This is a genomic window from Variovorax sp. J31P179 (genome assembly GCF_030316985.1).
GTDB classification, from domain to species: Bacteria; Pseudomonadota; Gammaproteobacteria; order Burkholderiales; family Burkholderiaceae_C; genus Variovorax; species Variovorax ginsengisoli_B.
The window spans coordinates 146,420-171,635 of the sequence record NZ_JASZYL010000003.1; the positions used below are offsets into that span (position 1 = coordinate 146,420).

Annotated in this window: 20 protein-coding genes; 13 read left to right on the forward strand and 7 right to left on the reverse strand. The window is 68.9% G+C overall.

Annotation, left to right across the window (positions count from 1 at the left end; genetic code table 11):
* Positions 1–16: 16 nt before the first annotated feature.
* Positions 17–2,719 (reverse strand): circularly permuted type 2 ATP-grasp protein, encoded by a 2,703-nt coding sequence (locus QTI17_RS08835; protein ID WP_286532410.1) that lies wholly within the window; start codon positions 2,717–2,719, stop codon positions 17–19.
* An 87-nt stretch (positions 2,720–2,806) separates the two neighbouring features.
* On the reverse strand, positions 2,807–6,304 hold the full coding sequence (locus QTI17_RS08840; RefSeq protein WP_286532412.1) for a transglutaminase family protein: 3,498 nt from the start codon (positions 6,302–6,304) through the stop codon (positions 2,807–2,809).
* Positions 6,305–6,469: 165 nt separating this feature from the next.
* Here QTI17_RS08840 and QTI17_RS08845 point away from each other — a divergent pair, with 165 nt between their 5' ends.
* The 3 genes from QTI17_RS08845 (at position 6,470) to QTI17_RS08855 (ending at position 11,446) form a co-directional block, all read left to right on the forward strand.
* Positions 6,470–8,875 carry a DNA internalization-related competence protein ComEC/Rec2 gene (locus QTI17_RS08845; protein ID WP_286533106.1) on the forward strand — a complete coding sequence of 802 codons (2,406 nt, stop codon included), beginning with the start codon at positions 6,470–6,472 and terminating at the stop codon, positions 8,873–8,875.
* 86 nt (positions 8,876–8,961) lie between these two features.
* Positions 8,962–10,455 (forward strand): circularly permuted type 2 ATP-grasp protein, encoded by a 1,494-nt coding sequence (locus QTI17_RS08850; protein WP_286532413.1) that lies wholly within the window; start codon positions 8,962–8,964, stop codon positions 10,453–10,455.
* 34 nt (positions 10,456–10,489) lie between these two features.
* The gene (locus tag QTI17_RS08855) at positions 10,490–11,446 is read left to right on the forward strand and encodes an alpha-E domain-containing protein (RefSeq protein WP_286524877.1); all 957 of its coding nucleotides are present in this window, start codon (positions 10,490–10,492) and stop codon (positions 11,444–11,446) included.
* 17 nt (positions 11,447–11,463) lie between these two features.
* Here the strand turns inward: QTI17_RS08855 and QTI17_RS08860 are convergent, their stop codons facing one another.
* From QTI17_RS08860 to QTI17_RS08875, 4 genes are read right to left on the reverse strand one after another with little or no spacing between them, the layout of a single operon-like run.
* Positions 11,464–11,829, reverse strand: a complete 366-nt coding sequence (locus QTI17_RS08860) for a HepT-like ribonuclease domain-containing protein (protein ID WP_286532414.1) — start codon at positions 11,827–11,829, stop codon at positions 11,464–11,466.
* A complete protein-coding gene (locus tag QTI17_RS08865; RefSeq protein ID WP_286532415.1) occupies positions 11,826–12,116 on the reverse strand; it encodes a nucleotidyltransferase family protein in 291 nt (96 codons plus the stop codon). Before QTI17_RS08865 ends, QTI17_RS08860 begins: the two co-directional genes overlap by 4 nt.
* 31 nt (positions 12,117–12,147) lie before the next feature.
* On the reverse strand, positions 12,148–13,641 hold the full coding sequence (glpK, locus tag QTI17_RS08870; RefSeq protein WP_286532416.1) for a glycerol kinase GlpK: 1,494 nt from the start codon (positions 13,639–13,641) through the stop codon (positions 12,148–12,150).
* Between the two features lie 12 nt (positions 13,642–13,653).
* Positions 13,654–14,424, reverse strand: a complete 771-nt coding sequence (locus QTI17_RS08875) for a DeoR/GlpR family DNA-binding transcription regulator (protein WP_286532418.1) — start codon at positions 14,422–14,424, stop codon at positions 13,654–13,656.
* A 98-nt stretch (positions 14,425–14,522) separates the two neighbouring features.
* Here QTI17_RS08875 and glpD point away from each other — a divergent pair, with 98 nt between their 5' ends.
* The 10 genes from glpD (at position 14,523) to QTI17_RS08925 (ending at position 24,593) form a co-directional block, all read left to right on the forward strand.
* Positions 14,523–16,187: a glycerol-3-phosphate dehydrogenase gene (gene glpD, locus QTI17_RS08880; protein ID WP_286532420.1), complete on the forward strand. Its 1,665-nt coding sequence runs from the start codon at positions 14,523–14,525 to the stop codon at positions 16,185–16,187.
* Positions 16,178–17,254 carry an ABC transporter ATP-binding protein gene (locus QTI17_RS08885; protein ID WP_286532421.1) on the forward strand — a complete coding sequence of 359 codons (1,077 nt, stop codon included), beginning with the start codon at positions 16,178–16,180 and terminating at the stop codon, positions 17,252–17,254. Before glpD ends, QTI17_RS08885 begins: the two co-directional genes overlap by 10 nt.
* A 1-nt stretch (position 17,255) precedes the next feature.
* On the forward strand, positions 17,256–18,326 hold the full coding sequence (locus QTI17_RS08890) for an ABC transporter ATP-binding protein (RefSeq protein ID WP_286532422.1): 1,071 nt from the start codon (positions 17,256–17,258) through the stop codon (positions 18,324–18,326).
* Positions 18,323–19,213 (forward strand): carbohydrate ABC transporter permease, encoded by an 891-nt coding sequence (locus tag QTI17_RS08895; protein ID WP_286532424.1) that lies wholly within the window; start codon positions 18,323–18,325, stop codon positions 19,211–19,213. Before QTI17_RS08890 ends, QTI17_RS08895 begins: the two co-directional genes overlap by 4 nt.
* Positions 19,210–20,022: a carbohydrate ABC transporter permease gene (locus tag QTI17_RS08900; RefSeq protein WP_286524725.1), complete on the forward strand. Its 813-nt coding sequence runs from the start codon at positions 19,210–19,212 to the stop codon at positions 20,020–20,022. The genes QTI17_RS08895 and QTI17_RS08900 overlap by 4 nt, the downstream gene beginning before the upstream one ends.
* A 17-nt stretch (positions 20,023–20,039) precedes the next feature.
* On the forward strand, positions 20,040–20,348 hold the full coding sequence (locus QTI17_RS08905) for a DUF2160 domain-containing protein (protein WP_286532426.1): 309 nt from the start codon (positions 20,040–20,042) through the stop codon (positions 20,346–20,348).
* A gap of 83 nt (positions 20,349–20,431) precedes the next feature.
* Positions 20,432–22,162 (forward strand): ABC transporter substrate-binding protein, encoded by a 1,731-nt coding sequence (locus tag QTI17_RS08910; protein WP_286532428.1) that lies wholly within the window; start codon positions 20,432–20,434, stop codon positions 22,160–22,162.
* A gap of 109 nt (positions 22,163–22,271) precedes the next feature.
* Positions 22,272–22,679 carry an SRPBCC family protein gene (locus QTI17_RS08915; protein WP_286532430.1) on the forward strand — a complete coding sequence of 136 codons (408 nt, stop codon included), beginning with the start codon at positions 22,272–22,274 and terminating at the stop codon, positions 22,677–22,679.
* A gap of 3 nt (positions 22,680–22,682) precedes the next feature.
* On the forward strand, positions 22,683–24,089 hold the full coding sequence (locus QTI17_RS08920; protein WP_286532432.1) for a serine hydrolase domain-containing protein: 1,407 nt from the start codon (positions 22,683–22,685) through the stop codon (positions 24,087–24,089).
* 6 nt (positions 24,090–24,095) lie between these two features.
* A complete protein-coding gene (locus QTI17_RS08925; protein WP_286532434.1) occupies positions 24,096–24,593 on the forward strand; it encodes a flavodoxin family protein in 498 nt (165 codons plus the stop codon).
* Positions 24,594–24,596: 3 nt separating this feature from the next.
* Here the strand turns inward: QTI17_RS08925 and QTI17_RS08930 are convergent, their stop codons facing one another.
* Positions 24,597–25,214, reverse strand: a complete 618-nt coding sequence (locus QTI17_RS08930) for an HD domain-containing protein (protein ID WP_286532436.1) — start codon at positions 25,212–25,214, stop codon at positions 24,597–24,599.
* Positions 25,215–25,216 lie beyond the last annotated feature (2 nt).

The following is a 25,216-nucleotide window of genomic DNA, read 5'->3' on the forward strand; positions in this document are numbered from 1 at the left end:
CCCCGGACGCGCGGCCTCAGGCGCCCACGGAACGCAGCGATTCGGAGGTCAGCGTGAAGTAGCGGGTGCCGATGGCATCCGACACATGGTAGGCGGCGGTTTCGCTGGCGGCGAACAACTGCACCAGGGCCGGGTATTGGGCCTCCGGACCGGCCTCGCAAAGCCCTTCGAGGGTCCAGGTGTCGGGGTCGGGCAGGTCGTACGACAGCGCGGTGAGCTTGTCGGGCGCGCTGCCCGCCAGCTTGGCGATGCGCTTGCGCAGGGTGTGCGTGACCCACGCCAGCGAGCGCGGGTTGTCGCCGTCCTGCACCAGCAGGTCGACCAGGGTGGCGACGTCGCGCCGCTGCTGGTAGCGCGCATGGAAGGTGATGGTGCTGTCGAACAGCGCCACCATCGCCTCGAAGCCGCTGACCTCGTGCACCGAGCCATGCTCGAAGCCGGCGGCCAGCGCGCTCGACAGGAAGCCGAGCCGCTCGATGTGGCGGCCGATGGAGAGCAGCCGCCAGGCGTCGTCGCGCGTCATGCGGTCGGTCTGGGCACCGGTCATGGCCGACAGCGAGGTGCTGGCCGATTCGAGCAGGCGCAGCGCGATGCCGGTGGCGTAGCCGCCCTCGGCCTTCTCGCCGGCCTGTTCGGCGCTGCGGCGCAGGAAGTCGGACTCGGCGCGCACGATCTGGTTCCAGTGGTCCTGCGACAGGCGTTCGCGCACCGCGGCGGCCGACTGGCGGATGCAGCGCAGGCTCCAGCCCACGCTGCCTCCGGTGTCGACGTTGCCGAGCTCGGCGATCAGCGCCCGCTCGAAGACGCGCCGCGACTTGGGCAGGCTCGGTACTTCGGGCGGCACCAGCGCATTGCGCTGGGCCAGCTGATGCAGCCAGACCAGCAGGGCGCGCGAGGACTGGTCTTCGCCGCTCAGCAGGTCGAGCGTGAGCCGGGCCAGCCGCACCGCGTTCTCGGCCCGCTCGGTGTAGCGCCCGAGCCAGAACATGTTCTCGGCCGCGCGGCTGGTGACCGGGGCGCGGTGGCGCGCCAGCGAGGCCGGCGTGGCGTGCGGCTGCAGCAGCGTGGTGCGGTCGACCTCGCCGTCGGTGCGCACCCACACGTCGGCGCTGCTGCCGCCGCGCTGCATCGAGGCGATCTGCGCGTCGCGTCCGGCCAGCCGCGCCAGCCCCCCCGGCAGCACGCGCCAGGAGCGCGGACCGTCGCTGACCGCGAACACCCGCAGCAGCACCGAGCGCTGCGCGATGTGGCCGCGGCCGAGGTCCTGGGTCCAGGTCGGCATCTGCGACAGCGGCAGGTAGCTTTGCACCGTGTGGGCCTCGCCCTGGCGCACGATGCGGCCGGCCCATTCGTCGAGCTCGCGGCGGCCCATGTGGCGCCCCAGCACGGCATCGAAGCTGGTGTGGGCGTCGACATCGGGGTAGGTCGCCTTGATCGCGCAGTCGGCCAGCTGCGGCAGCACGGCTTCCATCGCCGCGCGCTCGCCGCACCACCAGGTCGGCAGCGCGGGCAGCTGCAGCTTCTCGCCGATCAGGCGTCGCGCCAGTGCCGGCAGGAAGCCCAGCAGCGCCGGCGATTCGAGGAAGGCCGATCCGGGCATGTTGGCCACCAGCACGTTGCCGGCGCGGATCGCCTGCAGCAGGCCCGGCACGCCGAGCGTGGAGTCGGGTCGCAGTTCGAGCGGGTCGAGGAACTGGTCGTCGAGCCGCTTGACCAGGCCGTGCACCGGCCGCAGGCCCTGCAGCGTCTTGAGATAGAGGCGCTGGTCGCGCACCGTGAGGTCATTGCCCTCGACCAGCGTGATGCCGAGGTAGCGCGCCAGGTAGGCGTGCTCGAAGTAGGTCTCGTTGTAGGGGCCGGGCGTCAGCAGCGCGATGTGCGGCGGCTGGCCGGCCGGGCACATGCGCTGCAGGCCTTCCATCATCGCGTTGTAGGTGGCGGCCAGGCGCTGCACCTGCAGGTTCTCGAAGGCCTGCGGAAACTGGCGCGCGATGGCGAGCCGGTTCTCGAGCAGGTAGCCCAGGCCCGAAGGCGCCTGGGTGCGCTGCGAGACCACCCACCAGTTGCCGTCGGGCCCGCGCGCGAGGTCGAAGGCGGCGATGTGCAGCCAGGTGTCGCCCGGCGGCCGCACGCCGTGCAGCGCCCGCAGGTAGCCCGGATGGCCCTGCACCAGCGCCGGCGGCAGCAGGCCTTCGGCGAGCAGCTGCTGGGGGCCGTAGACGTCGGCCATCACGTGGTCGAGCACCCGCACGCGCTGCTGCACGCCGGCTTCGATCTGGGCCCAGCTGTCCGGCGAGACGATCAGCGGAAAGAGGTCGAGCGACCACGGCCGCTGCGGACCGTCGGCGTCGGCATAGACGTTGTAGGTGACGCCGTTGTCGCGGATCTGGCGCTCGAGGCTGATCGCGCGCCTTGGCAGGTCGTCGAAGCCGCCCGGACCGAGGTTCTCGAAGAAGCCGCTCCAGGCGGGCGCCAGCGGTGCCCGATCGCCGGCATCGTCGTCCGCCTGCGCGGGCGGCGTCTCGGGACGGGGGGCGGCGGCATCGTAGAGCGGCGCCGGCTGCGACGGGGCACCCTGGCGCGCTTCGTCCTCCGGGGTCGCGCCGCCGCGCAGTTCGTCGAAATGGCCGGGTGCGGCCGGGGGGGCGAGCGCGGCCGCGAGCGCCGCAGGCGCTTCCAGGGCCTGGGCGTCGAAGAGGGATTCGTTCAGTGGGTCCACGGTGCGCCGATTGTCACACTGCGGTCACGGTTGCCGAGGGAGTGCGCGTGAGAAAAGGCCGAAACGCCGCGCCGCTTCGGCATCCGCTCAGCGCCGCAGGTCGAGCGTGAACGGGAATTCGCGGCTGCCCGCCAGCTCGATGGTCGCCGGCGGCGTGCTCATCAGGCCCGGCGTGTGGCCCATGCGCGTGAAGCGCGAGTGGCGCCGGCTCTCGGCCTCGTAGGCGTTGACCGGGAAGGTGTCGTAGTTGCGCCCGCCCGGATGGGCGACGAAGTACTGGCACCCACCGAGGGAGCGCTTCATCCAGGTGTCGACGATGTCGAAGGTCAGCGGCGCGTGGGCGCCGATGCTCGGATGCAGCGACGACGGCGGATTCCAGGCCTTGTAGCGGACGCCGGCCACGAACTCGCCGACCGTGCCGGTGGGCTGCAGCGGCAGAACCTTGCCGTTGACCGTGACGACGTGGCGGCTCTCGTTGAGGCCGGTGACGCGCACCTCGATGCGTTCGAGCGACGAGTCGACATAACGCACAGTGCCGCCGGCCGAGCCTTCCTCGCCCATCACGTGCCACGGTTCGAGGGCATTGCGCAGCGACAGCTCGACGCCCATCGCCTGCACCTGCCCGACCAGCGGGAAGCGGAACTCGAAATGCGGCGCGAACCAGTTCGGGTCGAAGGCGAAGCCGGCTTGGCGCATCTCGCTGATGACGTCGTCGAAGTCCATCTTGACGAAGGTCGGCAGCAGGAAGCGGTCGTGCAGCTCGGTGCCCCAGCGCGTGGCCGGCGCCTGGTACGGCGCGTCCCAGAAGCGGGCGATGAAGGCGCGCAGCAGCAGTTGCTGGGCGATGCTCATGCGCGCATGCGGCGGCATCTCGAAGGCGCGCAGCTCGAGCAGGCCCAGGCGGCCGGTGCTGGAATCGGGCGAGTAGAGCTTGTCGATGCAGAACTCGCTGCGGTGGGTGTTGCCCGTGACGTCGACCAGGATGTTGCGCAGGGTGCGGTCGACCAGCCAGGCCGGCATGTTCTGGCCGTAGATCTCGCGGTTGCGGGCGATCTCCTTGAGCGCGATCTCGAGTTCGTAGACCTGGTCGTTGCGCGCCTCGTCGACCCGCGGCGCCTGGCTGGTCGGGCCGATGAACATGCCCGAGAACAGGTAGCTCAGCGACGGATGGTTGTGCCAATAGAGCAGCAGGCTGGCGAGCAGCTCGGGCCGGCGCAGGAAGGGGCTGTCGGTGGGCACCGCGCCGCCCAGCACGAAGTGGTTGCCGCCGCCGGTGCCGGTGTGGCGGCCGTCGGTCATGAACTTTTCGGCCGACAGGCGGGTCTCGAAGGCCGCGTTGTAGAGGAACTCGGTGTGGTCCACGAGCTCGCGCCAGTTGTGCGCGGGATGGATGTTGACCTCGATCACGCCCGGGTCGGGCGTGACCTGCAGCAGCTTCAGGCGCGGATCGCGCGGCGGCGGATAGCCTTCCATGACGATCTTGACGCCGAGCTGCTCGGCCGTGGCTTCGACCGCGGCGACCAGGTCGAGATAGTCCTCGAGCCGTGCCAGCGGCGGCATGAAGACATACAGCACGCCCGAGGCGCTGCCGAGCTTCTCGGCCGCCGGTCCGTTGGCGCGGCGCGGGTCGCGCACCTCGACGCAGAGCGCGCTGCGGGTGATCCAGTGCGCCGACTCGCCGCGCCGCGGCTGGCGCGGCGTGGTCGGGTCGATGGTGTCGTCCGTCGAGCGGTCCGGGCCGTCGCCCGGCGACTGCATGCGCAGCGCCGCCGGCGTGGCTTCGGGCGCGCCGAAGGCATAGGGCACGGCGCCTCGGTCGCCGCTCGCGCCGCTCGGCGCGAGGGCGCTGTAGCGGGCGCGGTAGTCGGCGGCACTGGGCAGGCTGCCGAGCGGCGCGGTCGGGTCGCGTTCGACCAGGTAGGGGTAGTCGCCCTTGCGGATCCAGGGCTGGGAGTCGAGCGGCAGCCGGTAGCCCATCGGCGAGTCGCCGGGGATCAGGTACATGCGGTCGTCGCGCAGGAACCAGGGGCCGGTCTTCCAGCCCGGGCCGGCCAGCGCCGGCGCATCGCTGTCGGCGTTGCCGGCCTCGATCGGCAGCATGTAGCCGATCACCGCATCGAGCTTCTGCGTGAACACCCGTCGCAAGCGGACACGCTCCATCTCGTCGTCGAGCTTGGAGTCGAAGGGATCGACGTTGACCGGCAGCCGGCGTTCGCGCCAGAGGTAGTAATAGACGTCCTCATAGCCGGGCTGGATGTAGCGCTCGGTGAGGCCCAGGCGATGCGCCAGCACGGTGGTGAAGCGGCGCGCGTCCTCGCTGGTGTAGTGCGTGGGATGGCGCTCGTCGGCGAACAGCTCGGGGTTGTGCCAGAGCGTCTGGCCGTCGGCCCGCCAGTAGATCGACAGCGCCCAGCGCGGCAGCTGCTCGCCCGGGTACCACTTGCCCTGGCCGAAGTGCAGGAAGCCGCCCTGGCCGTATTCGGCCCGCAGCTTGTGCACCAGTTCGGTGGCATAGCCGCGCTTGGTCGGGCCCAGCGCATCGGTGTTCCATTCGGGCGCATCGCGGTCGCTGGTGGCGACGTAGGTCGGCTCGCCGCCCATCGTGAGCCGCACGTCGCCGGCTTTCAGGCGCTTGTCGACCGCATCGCCCAGGGCCACGATCTCGGTCCATTGCTCGTCGGTGTAGGGCTTGGTGACGCGCGGCGACTCGTAGATGCGCGTGACCTTCATCTCGTGGCCGAACTCGACCTCGGCATCGTCGACCACGCCTTCGATCGGCGCGGCGCTCGAGGGCGTCGGCGTGCAGGCCAGGGGGATGTGGCCTTCGCCGGCCAGCAGGCCGGAGGTGGCGTCGAGCCCGATCCAGCCGGCGCCCGGCAGGTAGACCTCGCACCAGGCGTGCAGGTCGGTGAAGTCGACCTCGGTGCCGCTCGGGCCGTCGAGCGCCTTGACGTCGGGCGTGAGCTGGATCAGGTAGCCCGACACGAAGCGCGCAGCCAGCCCGCAGTGGCGCAGCAGCTGGACCAGCAGCCAGCCCGAGTCGCGGCAGGAGCCCGAGGCGTTGGCGAGCGTTTCTTCCGGCGTCTGCACACCGGGCTCCATGCGGATCAGGTAGTTGACGTCCTGCTGCACCTGCTGGTTGAGGCCGACCAGGAAGTCGATGGTGCGCTGTTCCTTGCGGTCGATCTTCTCGAGGTAGGCCTTGACCAGCGGCGTCGCCTCGTCGGCCACCAGGTAGGGCGCGAGTTCCTGGGCCTGCGACTCGGTGTACTTGAAAGGGAAGTTCTCGGCCTGTGGCTCGAGGAAGAAGTCGAAGGGGTTGTAGACCGCCATCTCCACCACGAGGTCGACCGTGACCTTGAACTCGCGCGTCTTCTCGGGAAACACCAGCCGCGCCTGGTAGTTCGCGAACGGGTCCTGCTGCCAGTTGACGAAATGCTCGGCGGGCTCGACCTGCAGCGAATACGAGATGACGTTGCTGCGGCAATGGGGCGCCGGACGCAGCCGGACCACCTGGGGGCCGAGTTGCACCGGACGGTCGTACTTGTAGTGGGTGACGTGGTGGAGTGCGGCGTGGATGGACATTGTTTCTCGGTGCGTCGAGGGTGCCTCGGAGTGAGACGCATACTAGCCGACACACAAAGCAATTTGCGCGCCAAAGAAGTGCGCAGGGAGTGAATTGCACATGAAGTCTGGAGTCGGGTCGTGAGGGCCGGCCGGGAGCGGCACGCCCTGGCCGCCTTCGCCGCGATGGCGGGGTCGGTGCTGGGCGCTGCGCTGCAGCTGCAGCAGGGCGCGTTGTGGCATGGCGCGGTCTATGCCGGGCTGCTCGGCGTCGGGGTGGCCGGCTGGTTCGCGCTGCGTGCGATGCGCTGGGGGCTGCCGGCCGGCCTGCAACTGTCGGTGGCCCTGTGGGTCGGTGCGATGGCGGGGGGCGGCTTGGCGGGCTGGCGCGCGGTGGCGTACGCCGCTGGTGCCCTGCCTGCGGCGGTCGAGGGTCGCGACCTGTGGGTCGAGGGGCGGGTCGCGGGCATGCCCCAGCATGGCGCGGGCGTGACGCGGTTCACCTTCGAGGTGGCGTCGGCGCGCTGGGTCGCCGGATCGATGGACGGCGAAGAACCGCCGCGCGTGCCGGCGCGGATTTCGCTCGCCTGGTACGCGCAGGGCGGTGGCCTGTGGGGCCGGTCCGAAACCGACGCGGCACCGCCCGCGGCCCTGGCCGCATCGGTCCGGGCGGGCGAGCGCTGGCGCCTGGCGGTTCGGCTCAGGGCGCCGCACGGCAGCTTGAACCCCCACGGCTTCGATCGCGAGCTGTGGATGTGGGAACGGGGCGAGCAGGCCAGCGGCCAGGTGCGCAACGGCGCCCGCGATCCGCAGCCCGAACGGCTGGCTTCGACCTGGCGCCATCCCGTGGAGCGCCTGCGCGAGGCGGTGCGCGACGCCATCTTCGAGCAGGTCGACGAGCCACGCCATGCCGGCGTGATCGCGGCGCTGGTCACCGGCGACCAGAACGCCATCGAGCGCAGCGACTGGGACGTCTTCCGCGCCACCGGCGTGGCCCACCTGGTGTCGATCTCGGGGCTCCACATCACGATGTTCGCCTGGCTCGCCACGCTGGGCGTCGGCGTGCTGTGGCGCCGCAGCACCCGCCTGATGCTGCGCTGGCCGGCGCCGCATGCCGCCCTGATCGGCGGCGTGCTGCTCGCCACCCTCTACGCGGTGTTCAGCGGCTGGGGCGTGCCTTCGCAGCGCACGGTGCTGATGCTCGCGGCCATCGGGGTCCTGCGTCTCACCGGCCGGCGCTGGCCCTGGCCCTTCGTCTGGCTGCTGGCCTGCGCGGTGGTGGTCGCGGCCGACCCCTGGGCCCTGATGCAGGCCGGCTTCTGGCTCAGCTTCGTCGCCGTCGGCGTGCTGTTCGCGGCCGACGCCGCGGCGCCCGGCGACGCGCCGTCGGGCATCGGTGCCCGCCTGCTGCGCCTGCTGCGCGAGCAGTGGGTCGTGACGCTGGCGCTGACGCCGCTCACATTGCTGCTGTTCCAGCAGGTCTCGGTCGTCGGCCTGCTGGCGAATGCGATCGCGATCCCCTGGGTCACGCTGGTGGTGACGCCACTGGCGATGCTGGGCGTCGTCGTGCCATCGCTCTGGCACCTGGCCGCCGGGTCGGTCCAGGCGCTGCTGGCCGTGCTGGAGTGGCTGGCGGGCCTGCCGTTCGCGACCTTGTCGATGGCGGCGCCGCCGCTCTGGACCGCCATCGCCGGTGTGGCCGGCGGCGTCCTGCTGGCGATGCGGCTGCCCTGGTCGATGCGCATGCTGGGGCTGCCGCTGCTGCTGCCGGCCCTGGTGTGGCAGGCGCCGCGCCCGGCGCCGGGAGAGTTCGAACTGCTGGCCGCCGACATCGGGCAGGGCAATGCGGTGCTGGTGCGCACCGCCTCGCACAGCCTGCTCTACGACACGGGCCCGCGCTACAGCCTCGAAAGCGATGCCGGGCAGCGGGTGCTGGTGCCGCTGCTGCGCGCGCTCGGCGAGCGGCTCGATGCGATGGTGGTGAGCCACCGCGACAGCGACCACAGCGGCGGTGCCGCCGCGGTGCTCGCCGCGCAGCCGCAGTCGATGCTGCTGAGCTCGATCGAACCCGGGCACCCGCTGCAGGCGGTGCGTGCCGCGCAGCGCTGCGAGGCCGGCCAGCGCTGGACCTGGGACGGCGTTGATTTCGAAGTGCTGCATCCCCGGGCCGACGACTACACCGTGTTTGCGCCGCCGAAGCCGAATGCCATCTCGTGCGTGCTGCGCATCGGCAATGGCCGGGTGGCCGCCCTGCTGGCCGGCGACATCGAGCGGCTGCAGGAGGCGGCGCTGGTGGCCCGCACGCCCGGGCTGCGTGCCGACCTGCTGCTGGTCCCGCACCATGGCAGCAAGACCTCGTCGAGCGGGCTGCTGCTCGACGCCGTGCAGCCGCGCATCGCGCTGGTCCAGGCCGGCTGGCGCAATCGATTCGGGCATCCGGCCGGGGAGGTGGTGGCGCGCTACCGGGCGCGGGATATCTCGCTGGTGGAGTCGGCGCGCTGCGGTGCCGCCACCTGGGCGAGCAGTGCCCCGGAACAGCTCCGGTGCGAGCGGGTGCAGGGTCGGCGCTACTGGCATCACCTGCCGCCCTGAGCGTCCCGGGGGCGCAAATTCCGTCATTCGCCGCCCGGGTTTGGCCTTGAACTTGCTAAGCTATGGCCAAGGAGATTGGTCGTCCCATGCACAAATTCGATGAGATGTACGAACAGCTGCCCTACAACGGCGCGGCGGTCCGGAGCCACTACAAGCGTTACGACCAATGGCTCGCCAGGCAACCCGGCGAGGTGATGCGGTCGCGGCGCGAGGAAGCCGAATTGATCTTTCGGCGGGTGGGCATCACCTTTGCCGTCTACGGCGCCAAGGACGAGGACGGTTCGGGCACCGAGCGCCTGATCCCGTTCGACCTGCTGCCGCGGATCATCCCGGCGCACGAATGGGCCTCGATGGAAAAAGGCCTGGTCCAGCGGGTCACGGCGCTGAACCGCTTCATCCACGACGTCTATCACGGGCAGGAGATCATCAAGGCCGGTGTGATCCCGGCCGAACAGATCCTGAACAACGCCCAGTACCGGCCCGAGATGGTGGGCGTCAAGGTACCGAACGACATCTATTCGCACATCTCGGGCATCGACATCGTCCGCGCCCCCGACGCCCAGGGCAACGGCGAATACTACGTGCTCGAGGACAACCTGCGGGTTCCCAGCGGCGTGAGCTACATGCTCGAGAACCGCAAGATGATGATGCGGCTGTTCCCCGAGCTGTTCAGCCAGAACCGGATCGCGCCGGTCGCCCACTATCCCGACCTGTTGCTCGAGACCCTGCGCGCCTCGGCGCCGCCGGCCACCGCCGAGCCGACGGTGGTGGTGCTGACGCCCGGCATGTACAACAGCGCCTACTTCGAGCACGCCTTCCTGGCGCAGCAGATGGGCGTCGAGCTGGTCGAGGGGCAGGACCTGTTCGTCAAGGACGACTTCGTCTACATGCGCACCACGCGCGGCCCGCGCCGGGTCGACGTGATCTATCGCCGGGTCGACGACGACTTCCTCGACCCCGAGGTGTTCCGCCCGACCTCGACCCTGGGCTGCGCCGGCCTGATGCAGGCCTACCGCGAAGGCAACGTCGTGATCTGCAACGCGGTCGGCACCGGCGTGGCGGACGACAAGTCGATCTATCCCTACGTGCCGAAGATGATCGAGTTCTATCTCGGCGAAAAGCCGATCCTGAAGAACGTGCCGACCTACATGTGCCGCAACAAGGACGAGCTCGCCTACACGCTCGAGAACATGAAGGACCTGGTCGTCAAGGAGGTGCACGGCGCCGGCGGCTACGGCATGCTGATTGGTCCGGCCGCGACCCAGGCCGAGATCGAGGACTTCAAGAAGGCCGTGCTCGCCAAGCCCGACGGCTACATCGCGCAGCCGACCTTGAGCCTGTCGACCTCGCCGACCTTCGTCGACGCCGGCATCGCGCCGCGCCACATCGACCTGCGGCCCTTCGTTCTGTCGGGCAAGGAGGTGCAGATGGTGCCCGGCGGCCTCACGCGCGTGGCGCTCAAGGAGGGCTCGCTGGTGGTCAACTCGTCGCAGGGCGGCGGCACCAAGGACACCTGGATCCTCGAGGCCGATCGCAGTGCCCGGCCGCGCGCGCCGGCGCAGTCGCAAAGCCAGTCCTGATCAGAAGAAGAGAGCACACGGAAGCACACCCATGATGTTGTCACGCACCGCCGATCACCTCTACTGGATGTCGCGCTACACCGAGCGGGCCGAGAACACCGCGCGCATGCTCGACGTCAACTACCAGACCTCGATGCTGCCGCAGTCGGCCGAGGTCGCGCAGTACGGCTGGCAGGGCCTGCTGTCGATCAGCGAACTGCTGCCGCTCTACAACGAGGAGCACCAGGGATTCAAGCCCGACGAGGTGATGGAGTTCATGGTCAAGGACGAGTCGAACCCGTCGTCGATCCTGTCCTGCCTGCGCGCGGCGCGCGAGAACGCGCGGGCCGTGCGCGGCTCGCTGCCGACCGAAGCCTGGGAGACCCAGAACACGACCTGGCTGGAAGTCAACCGGATGCTGCGCGCGGGCGATTTCGAGCGCGACCCGGGCCAGTTCTTCGAGTGGGTCAAGTTCCGCTCGCACCTGTCGCGCGGCGTGACGCTGGGCACCATGCTGCAGGACGAGGCCTTCTACTTCTCGCGCCTGGGCACCTTCCTCGAGCGGGCCGACAACACGGCGCGGCTGGTCGACGTCAAGTTCCATGCGCTCAACAGCGAGTTCTTCGGCACCGCCACCGAGGAAGACCAGGAGTACGACTTCTATCACTGGAGCGCGATCCTGCGCAGCGTCTCGGCCTTCGAGGTCTACCGCAAGGTGTACCGCGACGTGATCAAGCCCGAGCGCGTGGCCGAGCTGCTGATCCTGCGCGCCGACATGCCGCGCTCGCTGCACGCCAGCCTGCGCGAGGTGGTGAGCAACCTCGACATGGTCAAGAACGAGCAGAGCGCCGAGACGCAGCGCCGCGCCGGCAAGCTGCTGGCCGACCTGCAGTACGCGCGGGTCGACGAGATTCTCGCGACCGGGCTGCATGCCTACCTGACGCAGTTCCTCGACCGGGTGAACGAGCTGGGGTGGCGGATCAGCCAGGACTTTCTGGTGCCGGGGCACTGAGGGGCCTTGGCCTCTCCTCAGGGCGCTTGATCGTTGGCGTCGTCGTCTGCAGCGGGCAGTTGTTGCAGCAAGTCCGAAAGCGACGTTTGCACCGTGCCCCAGACGAGTTCGAGATCGACTTCAAAGTAGCCGTGCGCAATGCGGTTTCTCATACCGCGCATGTTGCGCCACGGGATTTCGGAATGCGACTCTGCGAACGCGGCGTATCGGTCGGTGACCTTGGTCGCAGCCTCGCCAAGGATGACGAGGCTCATGATGACGGCTTGCTGAGTGCGCTTGTCCGCCAGGAAGTCTTCCTTGCTCATCCCGTCGACGAAGCTGCGCGCATCCTGTGCGGCACTCTTCATGTGCTCCAGATAGTCCTGAAGACGGTTCTGGCTCATACGGGAAGCGCTTCGGCCAGGACTTGTTCGCGGAATTTGGGTGGAAGGTCGGCGGGCGTCTTCAGGTCGACCTGGATGCCGAGCAGGTGTTCCAGCTCATCCTGCAGCCCCCCCAGGTCGAACAACGTTGCACCCGGAAGCGCATCCACCAGCAGATCCAGGTCACTGCCGTCTTCGTCGGTGCCGTGAAGTGTCGATCCGAACACGCGCGGATTGGCGACGCGATAGCGGGCAGCGGCTTCGCGAATGGCACCGCGTTGGCGTTCCAGGGCAAGCGACGGCTTCATGGGGTTGCATCTTAGCGAACAGGCCCCGCCCTCACACCAGCGTCGCCCGCCGCACCGCCAGCGCCCACCTCCCCATCGCCTCCTCGGCCTTGGCGCGGCTCAAGGTCGGCATGAAGCGGCGCTCGACCCGCCACAGCTTCGACAGCTGTCCGACGTCGGCATAGACCCCGGTCGACAGCCCCGCGAGATAGGCGGCCCCCAGCGCCGTGGTCTCGGTCACCTCGGGCCGCACCACCGGAATCCCCAGCAGATCCGCCTGGAACTGCATCAACAGGTCGTTCACGCAGGCCCCGCCATCCACCCGCAGTTCCGCCACCGGCATGCCGCCCGCGGCGACCGCGTCGCGGCTCATGGCCTGCAGCAGCGCGGCGCTCTGGTAGGCGATGCTCTCCAGCGCCGCGCGCGCGATGTGGGCGACGGTGGTGCCCCGCGTCAGGCCGGTGATGGTGCCGCGCGCGTCGGCGTCCCAATAGGGCGCGCCCAGCCCGGTGAAGGCCGGCACCATCATCACGCCGCCGGCATCGGGCACGCTCTCGGCCAGCGCCTGCACCTGGGCGCTGCCCTGGATCGCCTTGAGGCCGTCGCGCAGCCATTGCACCACCGCGCCGCCGACGAAGACGCTGCCCTCCATCGCGAACTGCGGCGTCGCGCCGGTCTGCGCCGCGCTGGTCACCAGCAGGCCGTTGTGCGAGGGCTGGAAGGCGCCGCCCGTGTGCATCAGCATGAAGCAGCCGGTGCCATAGGTGTTCTTGGCCATGCCGGCCTCGAAGCAGGCCTGGCCGAAGAGGGCGCTCTGCTGGTCCCCCGCGACCCCGCCGATCGGCAGGCTGCGCCCGAGCAGGGCGGCGTCGATGTCGGCGAAATGAGCGCTCGACGGCTTGACCTCGGGCATCAGCGAGGCCGGGATGTCGAGCGCCTTCAGCAGCTCGGCATCCCATTGGTTGGCGTGGACGTTGAACAGCATCGTGCGCGAGGCGTTGCTGACGTCGGTCACGTGCACCTTGCCGCCGGTCAGCTGCCACATGAGCCAGCTGTCGACCGTGCCGAAGGCCAGCTCCCCGCGCCCGGCGGCGGCGCGCGCGCCCGGCACGTTGTCGAGCAGCCAGCGCAGCTTGGTGCCCGAAAAGTAGGCGTCGATCACCAGGCCGGTCTTCTCGCGGATCGGGTCGGCCATGCCGTCGGCGCGCAGCTGGGCGCACAGCGGCTCGGCGCGACGGTCCTGCCAGACGATCGCGTGATGCACCGGCTGGCCGGTCTTGCGGTCCCACAGCAGCGTGGTCTCGCGCTGGTTCGTGATGCCGACGGCATGGATGTCGGCGGGCTGCAGCCCGGCCTTGTCCAGCACTTCGCGTGCGGTGGCGAGCTGGCTGTTCCAGATCTCCATCGGATCGTGCTCGACCCAGCCGGGACGCGGGTAGATCTGGGTCAGCTCGCGCTGCGCGATGGCGACGATGCGGCCTTCGGCATCGAACACGATGCTGCGTGAACTGGAAGTGCCCTGGTCGAGGGCCAGCAGGTAGGTCATGGAAAGAATCCTTCAGGTGTCGCGCGCGATCTCGCAGCGTACCTGGGCGCGCTCCAGCAGTTCGGGAAAAGGCGGCGGCGGCTCGGCATCGGTGAACAGGCAATCGATCTGCGACAGCTTCGCCAGCTCGATCATCGCCGGCCGGTTGAACTTGCTGGCGTCGGCCGCCAGCCAGACTTCGCGCGCCTGGGCGATGATGGTCTGCGCCACCTTCACCTCGCGCAGGTCGAAGTCGCGCAAGGTGCCGTCGTCCTCGATGCTCGAGACGCCGATCAGCGCGATGTCGACCTTGAACTGGCGGATGAAGTCGACCGTCGCCTCGCCCACGATGGCGCGGTCGCGCAGCCGCACCGAGCCGCCCGCCACGATCACCTCGCAGGCCGGGTTGTCGCTCAGGATGCTGGCCACGTTGAGGTTGTTGGTGATCACCCGCAAGCCGGTATGGCGCAGCAGCGCCTTGGCGATCGCCTCGGTGGTGGTGCCGATGTTGAGGATCAGCGAGCAGTCGTTGGGCACCCGGGCCGCCACCGCGCGCGCAATCCGCGCCTTGCCTTCGGCGTGCAGCGTCTCGCGCTGCCGGTAGCCGATGTTCTCGGTGGTCGAGCTCGGCACCCGCACGCCGCCGTGGAAGCGCGCCAGCAGGCCTTCGTCGGCCAGCCGCTGGACGTCGCGGCGCACCGTCTGGAGCGTGACGCCGAGCATGTCGGCGAGCTGCTCGACCGTGATCGAGCCGCGCGTGCGGACGGTGTTGAGGAGCTTGAGCTGGCGCGGGTTGGAATTCACGGGGGGAAGGGAGAAGCGGCGCGTTCTACTTTAGAACGAACAAAAACGAATGGACTTTAGGGTTAACGACTAGGAAAATCGCATCGTAAGGAACCAAAATGAAAAGATTCGAAAGCGAAAAGCCCCTTGATCGTGAACCAAGTCACATCGGATCGGAACCTATCGCCGTGAGCGCCATTGCCTCGCCACAGCAGCCGTCGGCCACCGACTGCGACGTGCTCATCGTGGGCGGCGGCATCAACGGCTGCGGCATCGCGCGCGACCTCGCGGGTCGCGGCTGGCGGGTCGTGCTGTGCGAGAAGGACGACCTCGCGGCCCACACCTCGTCCTCGTCGACCAAGCTCATCCACGGCGGCCTGCGCTACCTCGAGTACTACGAGTTCTCGCTGGTGCGCAAGGCGCTGCAGGAGCGCGAGGTGCTGCTCAAGAGCGCGCCTCACATCATGTGGCCGCTGCGTTTCGTGATGCCGCACGACCCCTCCATGCGGCCGGCCTGGATGATCCGCATCGGCCTGTTCCTGTACGACCACCTGGCCAGGCGCGAAGTGCTGCCGGGCTCGCGCACCGTCGACCTGCGCCGCCACGAGGCCGGTGCGGCGCTCAAGCCGGCGTTCAAGCGCGGCTTCGTCTATTCGGATGGCTGGGTCGACGATGCACGCCTGGTGGTGCTGAACGCGATCGACGCCCGCGCCCGCGGCGCCGAGGTGCTGACCCGCACCCGTTGCGCGAGCGCGCAGCGCAGTGCCGACGGCTGGACCGCGGTGCTCGAGGGTCCCGACGGCCGGCGCACCGTGCGTGCCCGCGCCGTGGTGAACGCCGCCGGCCCCTGGGCCGAGGCCTTCCTGCGCGGCGTGGCGCATTCGGCGCAGGGCGAGGCGCTGGCGACGCGGCACCTGCGGCTGGTCAAGGGCAGTCACATCGTGGTCCCGCGCGTCTTCGGCCACGACCACGCCTACATCTTCCAGAACCCCGACAAGCGGATCATCTTCGCGATTCCCTACCAGGACGACTTCACGCTGATCGGCACCACCGACATCGAGCTGCAAGGCGACGATCCGGGCGCGGCGCGCATCGGCGCCGACGAGATCGATTACCTGTGCGAGCAGGCCAGCCGCTATTTCGCGCAGCCCGTGAAGCCGTCGGACGTGGTCTGGACCTATTCCGGCGTGCGGCCGCTGCTCGACGACGCCTCGGGCGACCCCGCTGCCGTGACGCGCGACTACATGCTCGAGTCGAACACCGCGGCGGCGCCGCTGCTGTCGGTCTGGGGCGGCAAGATCACCACCTTCCGCAAGCTGGCCGAGGACGCCGCCGACGAGGTGGGACGGATGCTGGGCGAAACCCGCAGCGCCTGGACCGACGGCGCCTTCATGGCGGGCGGCGACCTCGCCGACTGGATCGGCGCGACCACCCGCAGCACGCGCCCCGACGACGACTTCGAACGCTTCGTGGCCGCCGTGCAGGTGCGGCACCCCTGGCTCGAGCCCGCGCTGGCGCACCGCCTGGCACGGGCCTACGGCGCCCGGATCTCCGAAGTGCTGGGTGACGCCGCGTCGATGGCCGAGCTCGGGCCGGCCGTGGCCCCCGGCCTGCACGAGCGCGAGCTGCATTACCTGCAAGACCAGGAGTGGGCCTGCAGCGGCGACGACGTGCTCTGGCGCCGTTCGAAGCTCGGCCTGCGCTTCACGCCGCAGCAGCGCGACCAGGTGGGCGCCTGGATGCAGCGCCACGCCCGCTCGAAGGAAGGAGCCCCATGCAGCTGAGCCTCGAACGCGTCACCAAGAAGTCGGGTCCGCAGACCTGGCTCTACCCGCAGAGCATCGCGCCCCACAGCGGCGCGGTGACGGTGCTGCTGGGCGCGACGCAGGCCGGCAAGACCAGCCTGATGCGCCTGATGGCCGGGCTCGACGCGCCGACCGAAGGCAAGGTCCTGGTCGACGGCCAGGACGTGACCGGCGTGCCCGTGCGCCAGCGCAACGTGGCGATGGTCTACCAGCAATTCATCAACTACCCGTCGCTCAGGGTGGCCGACAACATCGGCTCGCCGCTCAAGCTGCGCGGCGAGAAGAACGTCGAGGCGCGGGTGCGCGAACTGGCCGACAAGCTGCATATCGGCATGTTCCTCGACCGCTATCCGGCCGAGCTGTCGGGCGGCCAGCAGCAGCGCGTGGCGCTGGCGCGCGCACTGGCCAAGAACGCGCCGCTGATGCTGCTCGACGAGCCCCTGGTCAACCTCGACTACAAGCTGCGCGAGGGCCTGCGCGAAGAACTCACGCAGCTCTTCGCGAGCGGCGATTCGACCGTCATCTACGCCACCACCGAGCCCGGCGAGGCGCTGCTGCTCGGCGGCTACACGGCCGTGATGGATGCCGGCGAGCTGCTGCAGTACGGCCCGACCGCCGAGGTCTTCCATGCGCCGCAATCGCTGCGGGTGGCACGCGCCTTCAGCGATCCGCCGATGAACCTGATGGCCGGCCGCGTGGTCGCCGAAGGCGTCCAGATCGAGGGCGGCCCGCTGCTTCCGATCGCGCTGCCGGCCGGTGTCGACGGCGCGGTCACGGTCGGCGTGCGCGCCAGCGCGCTCGACGTGCAGGCGGGCGAGGGCGGCATCGCGCTGCCGGGCAAGGTCGAGCTGGCCGAGATCTCGGGCTCCGACACCTTCGTCCACGTCGAGACCCTGGTGGGCGAACTGGTCGCGCAGCTGACCGGCGTGCACCGCTTCGATCTCGGCGCCGCCGTCACGCTGTACTTCCATGCGCCGCAAGCCTATGTGTTCGACGGCGGCGAGCGGCTCGCCGTGGCGCCCGACTGGCGCCGCCCGAAAGGCTGACATGGCACGCATCGATCTCGACCTCGCCCATGCCTACCGCGCGAATCCGACGCAGGACAGCGACTACGCGCTGCTGCCGCTGCGGATGAGCTTCCGCGACGGCGGCGCCTATGCCCTGCTCGGGCCCTCTGGCTGCGGCAAGACCACGATGCTCAACATCATCTCGGGCCTGCTGGCGCCGTCGAAGGGCAGCGTCAAGTTCAACGGCCGCGACGTGACGCTCGAGACCCCGCAGCAGCGCAACATCGCCCAGGTGTTCCAGTTCCCGGTGATCTACGACACCATGACCGTGGCGCAGAACCTCGCCTTCCCGCTGCGCAACCGCAACGTGCCGGCCGAGCAGATCCGCAGGCGGGTCGGCGAGATCGCCGAGATGCTCGACATGAGCGGCCAGCTCAACCAGCGCGCGGCCGGCCTCGCCGCCGATGCCAAGCAAAAGATCTCGCTCGGCCGCGGGCTGGTGCGCAGCGACGTCTCGGCGGTGCTCTTCGACGAACCTCTGACCGTGATCGATCCGCACCTCAAGTGGCAGCTCCGGCGCAAGCTCAAGCAGATCCACCGCGAGCTCAAGCTGACGCTGATCTACGTCACGCACGACCAGGTCGAGGCGCTCACCTTCGCCGAAGAAGTGGTGGTGATGACGCGCGGCAAGGCGGTGCAGATCGGCAGCGCCGAGGCCCTGTTCGAGCGCCCGGCCCACACCTTCGTGGGCCATTTCATCGGCTCGCCCGGCATGAACTTCCTGCCGGTGATCAGCACGGGCGGCATGCTCGACATCGCGGGCACGCGGCTGGCGGCGACGCGCGAGTTGCCGCAGGGCGCGCTCAAGCTCGGCATCCGGCCCGAGTACGTCGCGCTGGCCGAGCCCAGCGCGCCGGGCGCCGTGCCCGCGACGCTGACGCAGCTGCAGGACGTGGGCACCCACCTGATGCTCACCGCGCAGGTCAACGGCAGTGCCCTGAAGGCCAGGCTCGCTTCCGAGGCCGTGGTGCCCGCGGCCGGCGCCACGGTGTGGTTGAAGGTGCTCGGCGCCAAGAGCTGCTTCTATCGAGACGAGGAGCTGGTGGCATGAACGGATCCAACAAGCCCATCAACCAGAAGGCCTGGTGGCTGGTGCTGCCGGTGCTGCTGTGCGTCGCCTTCTCCGCCATCGTGCCGCTGATGACGGTCGTCAACTACTCGGTGCAGGACATCATCTCGCCCGAGCGGCGCGTGTTCGTCGGCACCGAGTGGTTCGCCGCCGTGATGCGCGACGACGAACTGCACGCGGCGCTGTGGCGGCAGCTCGGGTTCTCGATCGCGGTGCTGGTGGTCGAGATCCCGCTCGGCATCCTGCTCGCGCTGTCGATGCCGGCCACCGGCTGGAAGGCCTCCGCCGTGCTCGTGATCGTCGCGCTCTCTCTGCTGATCCCGTGGAACGTGGTCGGCACCATCTGGCAGATCTTCGGCCGGGCCGACATCGGCCTGTTCGGCTACACGCTGCAGAAGATGGGCATCGACTACAGCTACACCGGCAATGCCAGGGATGCCTGGCTCACCGTGCTGCTGATGGACGTCTGGCACTGGACGCCGCTGGTCGCGCTGCTGTGCTTCGCGGGCCTGCGCTCGATCCCCGATGCCTACTACCAGGCGGCGCGGATCGACGGCGCCAGCAAGTTCGCGGTGTTCCGCTATATCCAGCTGCCGAAGATGCGCGGCGTGCTGGTGATCGCCGTGCTGCTGCGCTTCATGGACAGCTTCATGATCTACACCGAGCCCTTCGTGCTCACCGGCGGCGGGCCCGGCAATGCCACCACCTTCCTGAGCCAGTACCTCACGCAGAAGGCCGTCGGCCAGTTCGACCTGGGCCCGGCGGCGGCGTTCTCGCTGATCTATTTCCTGATCATCCTGCTGCTGTGCTTCGTGCTCTACAACTGGATGCTGCGCGTCGGCACGCTGGACGTCGAGGAGGAAAAATGAACGAAGACCGCTTCCAGAAGCGCACCCTGTTCATGGTGCTCTACCTCGTCTTCGCGCTGTTGCCCATCTACTGGATGGTCAACATGAGCTTCAAGACCAACGAGGAGATCCTGTCGAGCTTCTCGTTCTTTCCGCAGCAGCTCACCTGGGAGAACTACCGGCGCATCTTCACCGACGAGTCGTGGTACTCGGGCTACATCAACAGCCTGATCTACGTCGGCATCAACACCGTCATCTCGCTGACCGTCGCACTGCCGGCCGCCTATGCGTTCTCGCGCTATTCCTTCCTTGGCGACAAGCATGTCTTCTTCTGGCTGCTGACCAACCGCATGACGCCGCCGGCCGTGTTCCTGCTGCCGTTCTTCCAGCTCTACTCGACGGTCGGCCTGATGGACACCCACCTGGGCGTGGCGCTGGCGCACCTGTTGTTCAACGTGCCGCTGGCGGTCTGGATCCTCGAGGGCTTCATGAGCGGCATCCCGCGCGAGATCGACGAGACGGCCTACATCGACGGCTACTCGTTCCCGCGTTTCTTCCTCACCATCTTCCTGCCGCTGATCAAGGCCGGCGTCGGCGTCGCGGCCTTCTTCTGCTTCATGTTCAGCTGGGTCGAGCTGCTGCTGGCGCGCACCCTCACCAGCGTGAACGCGAAGCCGATCGTCGCGACCATGACACGCACCGTGAGCGCCTCGGGCATGGACTGGGCCACGCTGGCGGCGGCCGGCGTGCTGACCATCGTGCCGGGCGCGATCGTGATCTGGTTCGTGCGGCACTACATCGCCAAGGGCTTCGCGATGGGCCGCGTCTGAGAATCGAGGAGCACACCATGTTCGAATGGATGGTCTGGACCACGCCGGTGGCGATCTTCTTCAGCTGCATCGCGCTGATGCTGGTCGGCATGACCGTGTGGGAGCTCAAGTCGCCCACCACCTTGCGTCGCGGCTGGCTGCCGCTGGAGACCACGCGCGGCGACCGGCTCTTCATCGGGCTCCTGGTCGCGGCCTACATCAACCTGATCTTCATCGGCATTGCCGGCAGGCTCCAGGAGTGGATGAGCCTGGAGGCCGAGCCGTCGATCTGGATCAGCTTCGTCATTTCAATGGGTGTGCTCGCGCTGGTGATGCGCAAGGGCTGAACCCACCTTTTCCACGGACCGGCTCTTCCGCTTTCCCGGAGCCGGATCTGCAAGAAGCGGGAAGCGCCATCGAGGAGACAAGCATGAAGATTCGCTACACAGCGTTGGCAGCGGCGGCGGCGGCTTTCGCCCTGCAGAGCGCCTGGGCCGGGGAGGCGGAGGCGAAGAAATGGATCGACAGCGAATTCCAGCCGTCGAGCCTCAACAAGGAGCAGCAGGCGGCCGAGATGAAGTGGTTCATCGACACCGCCAAGAAGCTGCAGGACAAGGGCGTCAAGGAAATCGCGGTGGTGTCCGAGACCATCACCACCCACGAGTACGAATCGAAGACGCTCGCCAAGGCCTTCGAGGAGATCACCGGCATCAAGGTCAAGCACGACATCATCCAGGAAGGCGACGTGGTCGAGAAGCTGCAGACCTCCATGCAGTCGGGCAAGTCGATCTATGACGGCTGGATTTCCGACTCCGACCTGATCGGTACGCACTACCGGTACGGCAAGATCATGTCGCTGACCGATTACATGGCCGGCGCCGGCAAGGAGTGGACGAACCCCGGCCTGGACGTCAAGGACTTCATCGGCACCAGCTTCACGACCGCGCCCGACGGCCAGCTCTACCAGCTGCCCGACCAGCAGTTCGCCAACCTCTACTGGTTCCGCGCCGACCTTTTTGCGCGCCAGGACCTCAAGGACAAGTTCAAGGCCAAGTACGGCTACGACCTCGGCGTGCCGCTGAACTGGAGCGCCTACGAGGACATCGCGGAGTTCTTCACGGTCGACGTCAAGAACATCGACGGCAAGCCGATCTATGGCCACATGGACTACGGCAAGAAGGACCCGTCGCTGGGCTGGCGCTTCACCGATGCCTGGCTGTCCATGGCCGGCACGGCTGACAAGGGCATCCCGAACGGCATGCCGGTCGACGAATGGGGCATCAAGGTCGCGGCCGACAAGTGCACGCCGGTCGGCGCCACGGTGGCGCGCGGTGGCGCGACCAATTCGCCGGCGGCGGTCTATGCGCTCACCAAGTACATCGACTGGATGAAGAAGTACGCGCCCAAGGAAGCGACCGGCATGACCTTCGGCGAGGCCGGGCCGGTGCCGGCGCAGGGGCAGATCGCGCAGCAGATCTTCTGGTACACGGCCTTCACGGCCGACATGACCAAGGCCGGGCTGCCGGTGGTCAACGCCGACGGCTCGCCCAAGTGGCGCATGGCGCCCGGGCCGAACGGGCCCTACTGGAAGCAGGGCATGCAGAACGGCTACCAGGACGTCGGCTCGTGGACCTTCTTCAAGAGCCACGACCCCAACAAGACCGCGGCTGCCTGGCTCTATGCGCAGTTCGTGACTTCCAAGACGGTCTCGGCGAAGAAGAGCGTGGTCGGCCTGACCTTCATCCGGGAGAGCGACATCCAGCATGAGTACTTCACGCAGAACGCCAACAAGTACGGCGGCCTGATCGAGTTCTATCGGAGCCCGGCGCGCGTGGCCTGGACGCCGACCGGCACCAACGTGCCCGACTACCCGAAGCTGGCGCAGCTGTGGTGGAAGAACGTGGCCGAGGCCGTGACCGGCGAGAAGACACCGCAGAAGGCGATGGACACGCTGGCCGAGGAGATGGACAACGTCATGGGCCGTCTGGAGCGCGCGGGCATGGCCAAGTGCGCGCCCAAGCTGGCGCCGAAGGGCGATCCGGCCAAGATGCTCAGCGACGAGCATGCGCCGTGGAAGAAGCTCGCCAACGAGAAGCCGAAGGGCGAGACCATCGACTACACGAAGCTGCTGACGGCGTGGAAGGAGGGCAAGGTGCGCTGAGGCCAGCGGCAGGGCGGCGCGCGGGCCCGGGCATCGCCGCGCGCGCCGTGCCTCTCGCGCCTGCGGCTAATATCTTCGAGTCGAAACCCTCAGACCCTTTCGAGCCACCATGAAAATCACCGTCGAAACCACCGTTGCCGCGCCGATCCATGATGTCTGGCGCGCCTACACCACGCCCGAGGACATCATTCAGTGGAACGCCGCGTCCGACGACTGGCACACCACGGCGGCGACAGTGGACCTGCGGGTGGGCGGTGCCTTCTCGTCGCGCATGGAGGCCAAGAACGGCAGCATGGGGTTCGATTTCGCCGGCACCTACACCGAGATCGTGCCCCAGGCGCTGATCGCCTATGCCTTCGGCGACCGGACCGGGCGGGTCGAATTCACCGAGGGGCCCGATGGCGTCAAGGTGCGCGTCACCTTCGACGGCGAGGACCAGTATCCGGTCGAGCAGCAGCGCCAGGGCTGGCAAGCCATCCTCGATCGCTTCGCACGGCATGTCGAGGCCATGCGGTAGATGGTGTCGGCCAGGAAAAGTGCGGAATCGGCCGGGCTGAAGGCTGCGCTGGACTATGTGCCCCGGTGGCTCGGCTTCCAGCTCGAGCGCTACCGGCAGCCCGGGTGCTCTGTCGCGATCGCCCAGGGCGAGAAGGTGGTCGCCGAGATCGCGCTGGGTGTCGCGGACATGCGCACCGGCAAGCCGCTCACGCCCAGGCACCGCTTTCGCATCGCGTCGCATTCCAAGAGCTTCACGGCCAGCGGCGTGATGCTGCTGCGCGAGCAGGGCAAGCTCGGCCTCGACGATCCCATCGGCCGCCACGTGGGTGGCCTGCACAAGGAGCTCGCGAAGGCCCGCATCGGCGAGCTGCTGTCCCATGGTGCCGGCGTCGTGCGCGACGGTGCGGACGGCGGCCAGTTCCTGGACCGGCGGCCTTTTCTTTCGCGTGCCGAACTGCGCGACGAGCTCTCCAGGAAGCAGCCGCTCGCGCCGGGCCTGCAGCTGAAGTACTCGAACCATGGCTACGGCCTGCTCGGCCTGATGATCGAGGAGATCAGCGGCACCGAATACCCGGCGTGGATCACGCGCCACGTGATCGAGGCCGCAGGCTTGAAAGAGACGGTGCCCGACATGCCCCAGTTGCCCAGGTCGGCGCCCCTGGCCATGGGCCACAGCGGGGAGTTTCCCTTCGGGCAGCGCCTGATCGTGCCGGGCGACAACGTCTGCCACGCGATCGCCCCGGCGGGCGGCTTCGTCTCGACCGCCTCGGACGTGGCGCGCTTCTTCGCGCAGCTGGCGCCGGACAGCAAGGAGGGCATCCTTTCGCCGGCCAGCCGGCGCGAGATGATGCACCGCCGCTGGCGCGACGACTGCAACAGCATGGAGGCTTACTACGGCTACGGCACGATGATGAACGAGCGCGGCCCCAAAGAGTGGTTCGGCCACACGGGCAGCCTGCAAGGGTTCATTTCGCGGACCGCGCGCTTTCCGGCTTCGGGCTACACCGTCACCGTGCTCACCAATGCGCAGGATGGCATGGCCTATGGCTGGGTCGATGGCATCGTGAGCATTCTCTCTGCCTTCGGACGGCACGGCGCCCCTGCCAGGCGGCTGGAAAGCTGGAACGGCCGCTGGTGGTCCATCTGGGGCGCGAGCGACCTGGTCGCCATGGGCCAGGTGGTCTGCCAGGTGGCACCGGCCCTGGCCACGCCCTTCGACGCGGCCACCACCGAGATCTCGGTCACCGGCAAGGACAGCGGCGTGATCCGCAAGACGTCGGCCTACAACAGCCCCGGACAGCCGGTCCGCCGCGTCCACGACCGCAAGGGCAAGCCATCGGAGCTCTGGGTCGGCGGCACCCGGCTGCTGCCGAAGGATGCGATGGTGGCGGAGGCGACCCGGCGCTACCCGAAGACGCGGCCGTCCTGATTCGCCATGAACCCCAAGACCCTGCTCATCGTGTACCACTCGATGACCGGCGGCACCGCCCAGATGGCGCAGGCCGCCGCCGAGGGAGCGGGCGACGAAGCGGGCGTGCAGGTGCGCCTGCTGCGCGCGCCGGAGGCCCAGCCGGACGACGTGCTGGCTGCCGATGGCTATGTGTTCGCGACACCCGAGAACCTGGCCGCGATGGCCGGGCTGATGAAGGATTTCTTCGATCGCTGCTACTACGCCGCGCTCGACCGCCTGAACGGCCGGCCCTACGCCGCGCTGGTGTGCGCGGGCAGCGATGGCCAGAATGCGGTGCGCCAGCTCGAACGCATCGCCACCGGTTGGCGGCTGCGACAGGTTGCGCCGACGCTGATCGTCTGCACCCATGCGCAGACGCCCGAGGCGATCCTGCGGCCGAAGCAGATCGGTGCCGCCGATCTCGCGCAATGCCGCGAAGTCGGGGCGGCGCTGGCCGCCGGCCTGGCGCTTGGCGTGTATTGATGCCTAACCGGCGACCGCCTGGCCCAGGTTGGCACGGGCTGCTGCTTCCTGCCGGTCACGCATCGACGCCGTGAGGTAGAGCGGATCGCGGGCGAGGAAGCCGCCCAGGATCTGGCGCCGCCGAGGCTCGAAGACCGCCGGCGGCACGTGCCCGTATTCGCTCCGGATCTGGCGCTCGTATTCGGCGAAGCGCGCCGGTGGCGCACCGAGGATCGCCAGGTCGATGTCGACCAGCAGGCGGGCATCGGCGCCGACAGGCTGGGTGTCGTGGCGGGTGGCCATCACGAGCGCATGCAGGCGTTCGGCAGCATCGGGCGCCAGGCCGGCGTCGAGGGCGGCCTGCCGCGCCCAGTCGGCGCTGCGCGCCTCGTTGTCGTGCCGATGCACGTCGTAGATGGCGTCATGGAACCAGAGCGCCAGCGCGACTTCGGCCGGGCGCTCGGCGCCGCCGCGCTCGCGCGCCAGGTGGGCGAGGCACTCGCCCAGATGCTGCAGCGTGTGATATGCGCGATGGGCCTCGCCGTAGCGGGCCAGCAGCTCGGCCAGCACGGCGTCGTCGGGAGATGCATCGAGCGCGCGCCAGGCATCGGACCACGACGCACGCAGCGCGGCTGTATCCATCG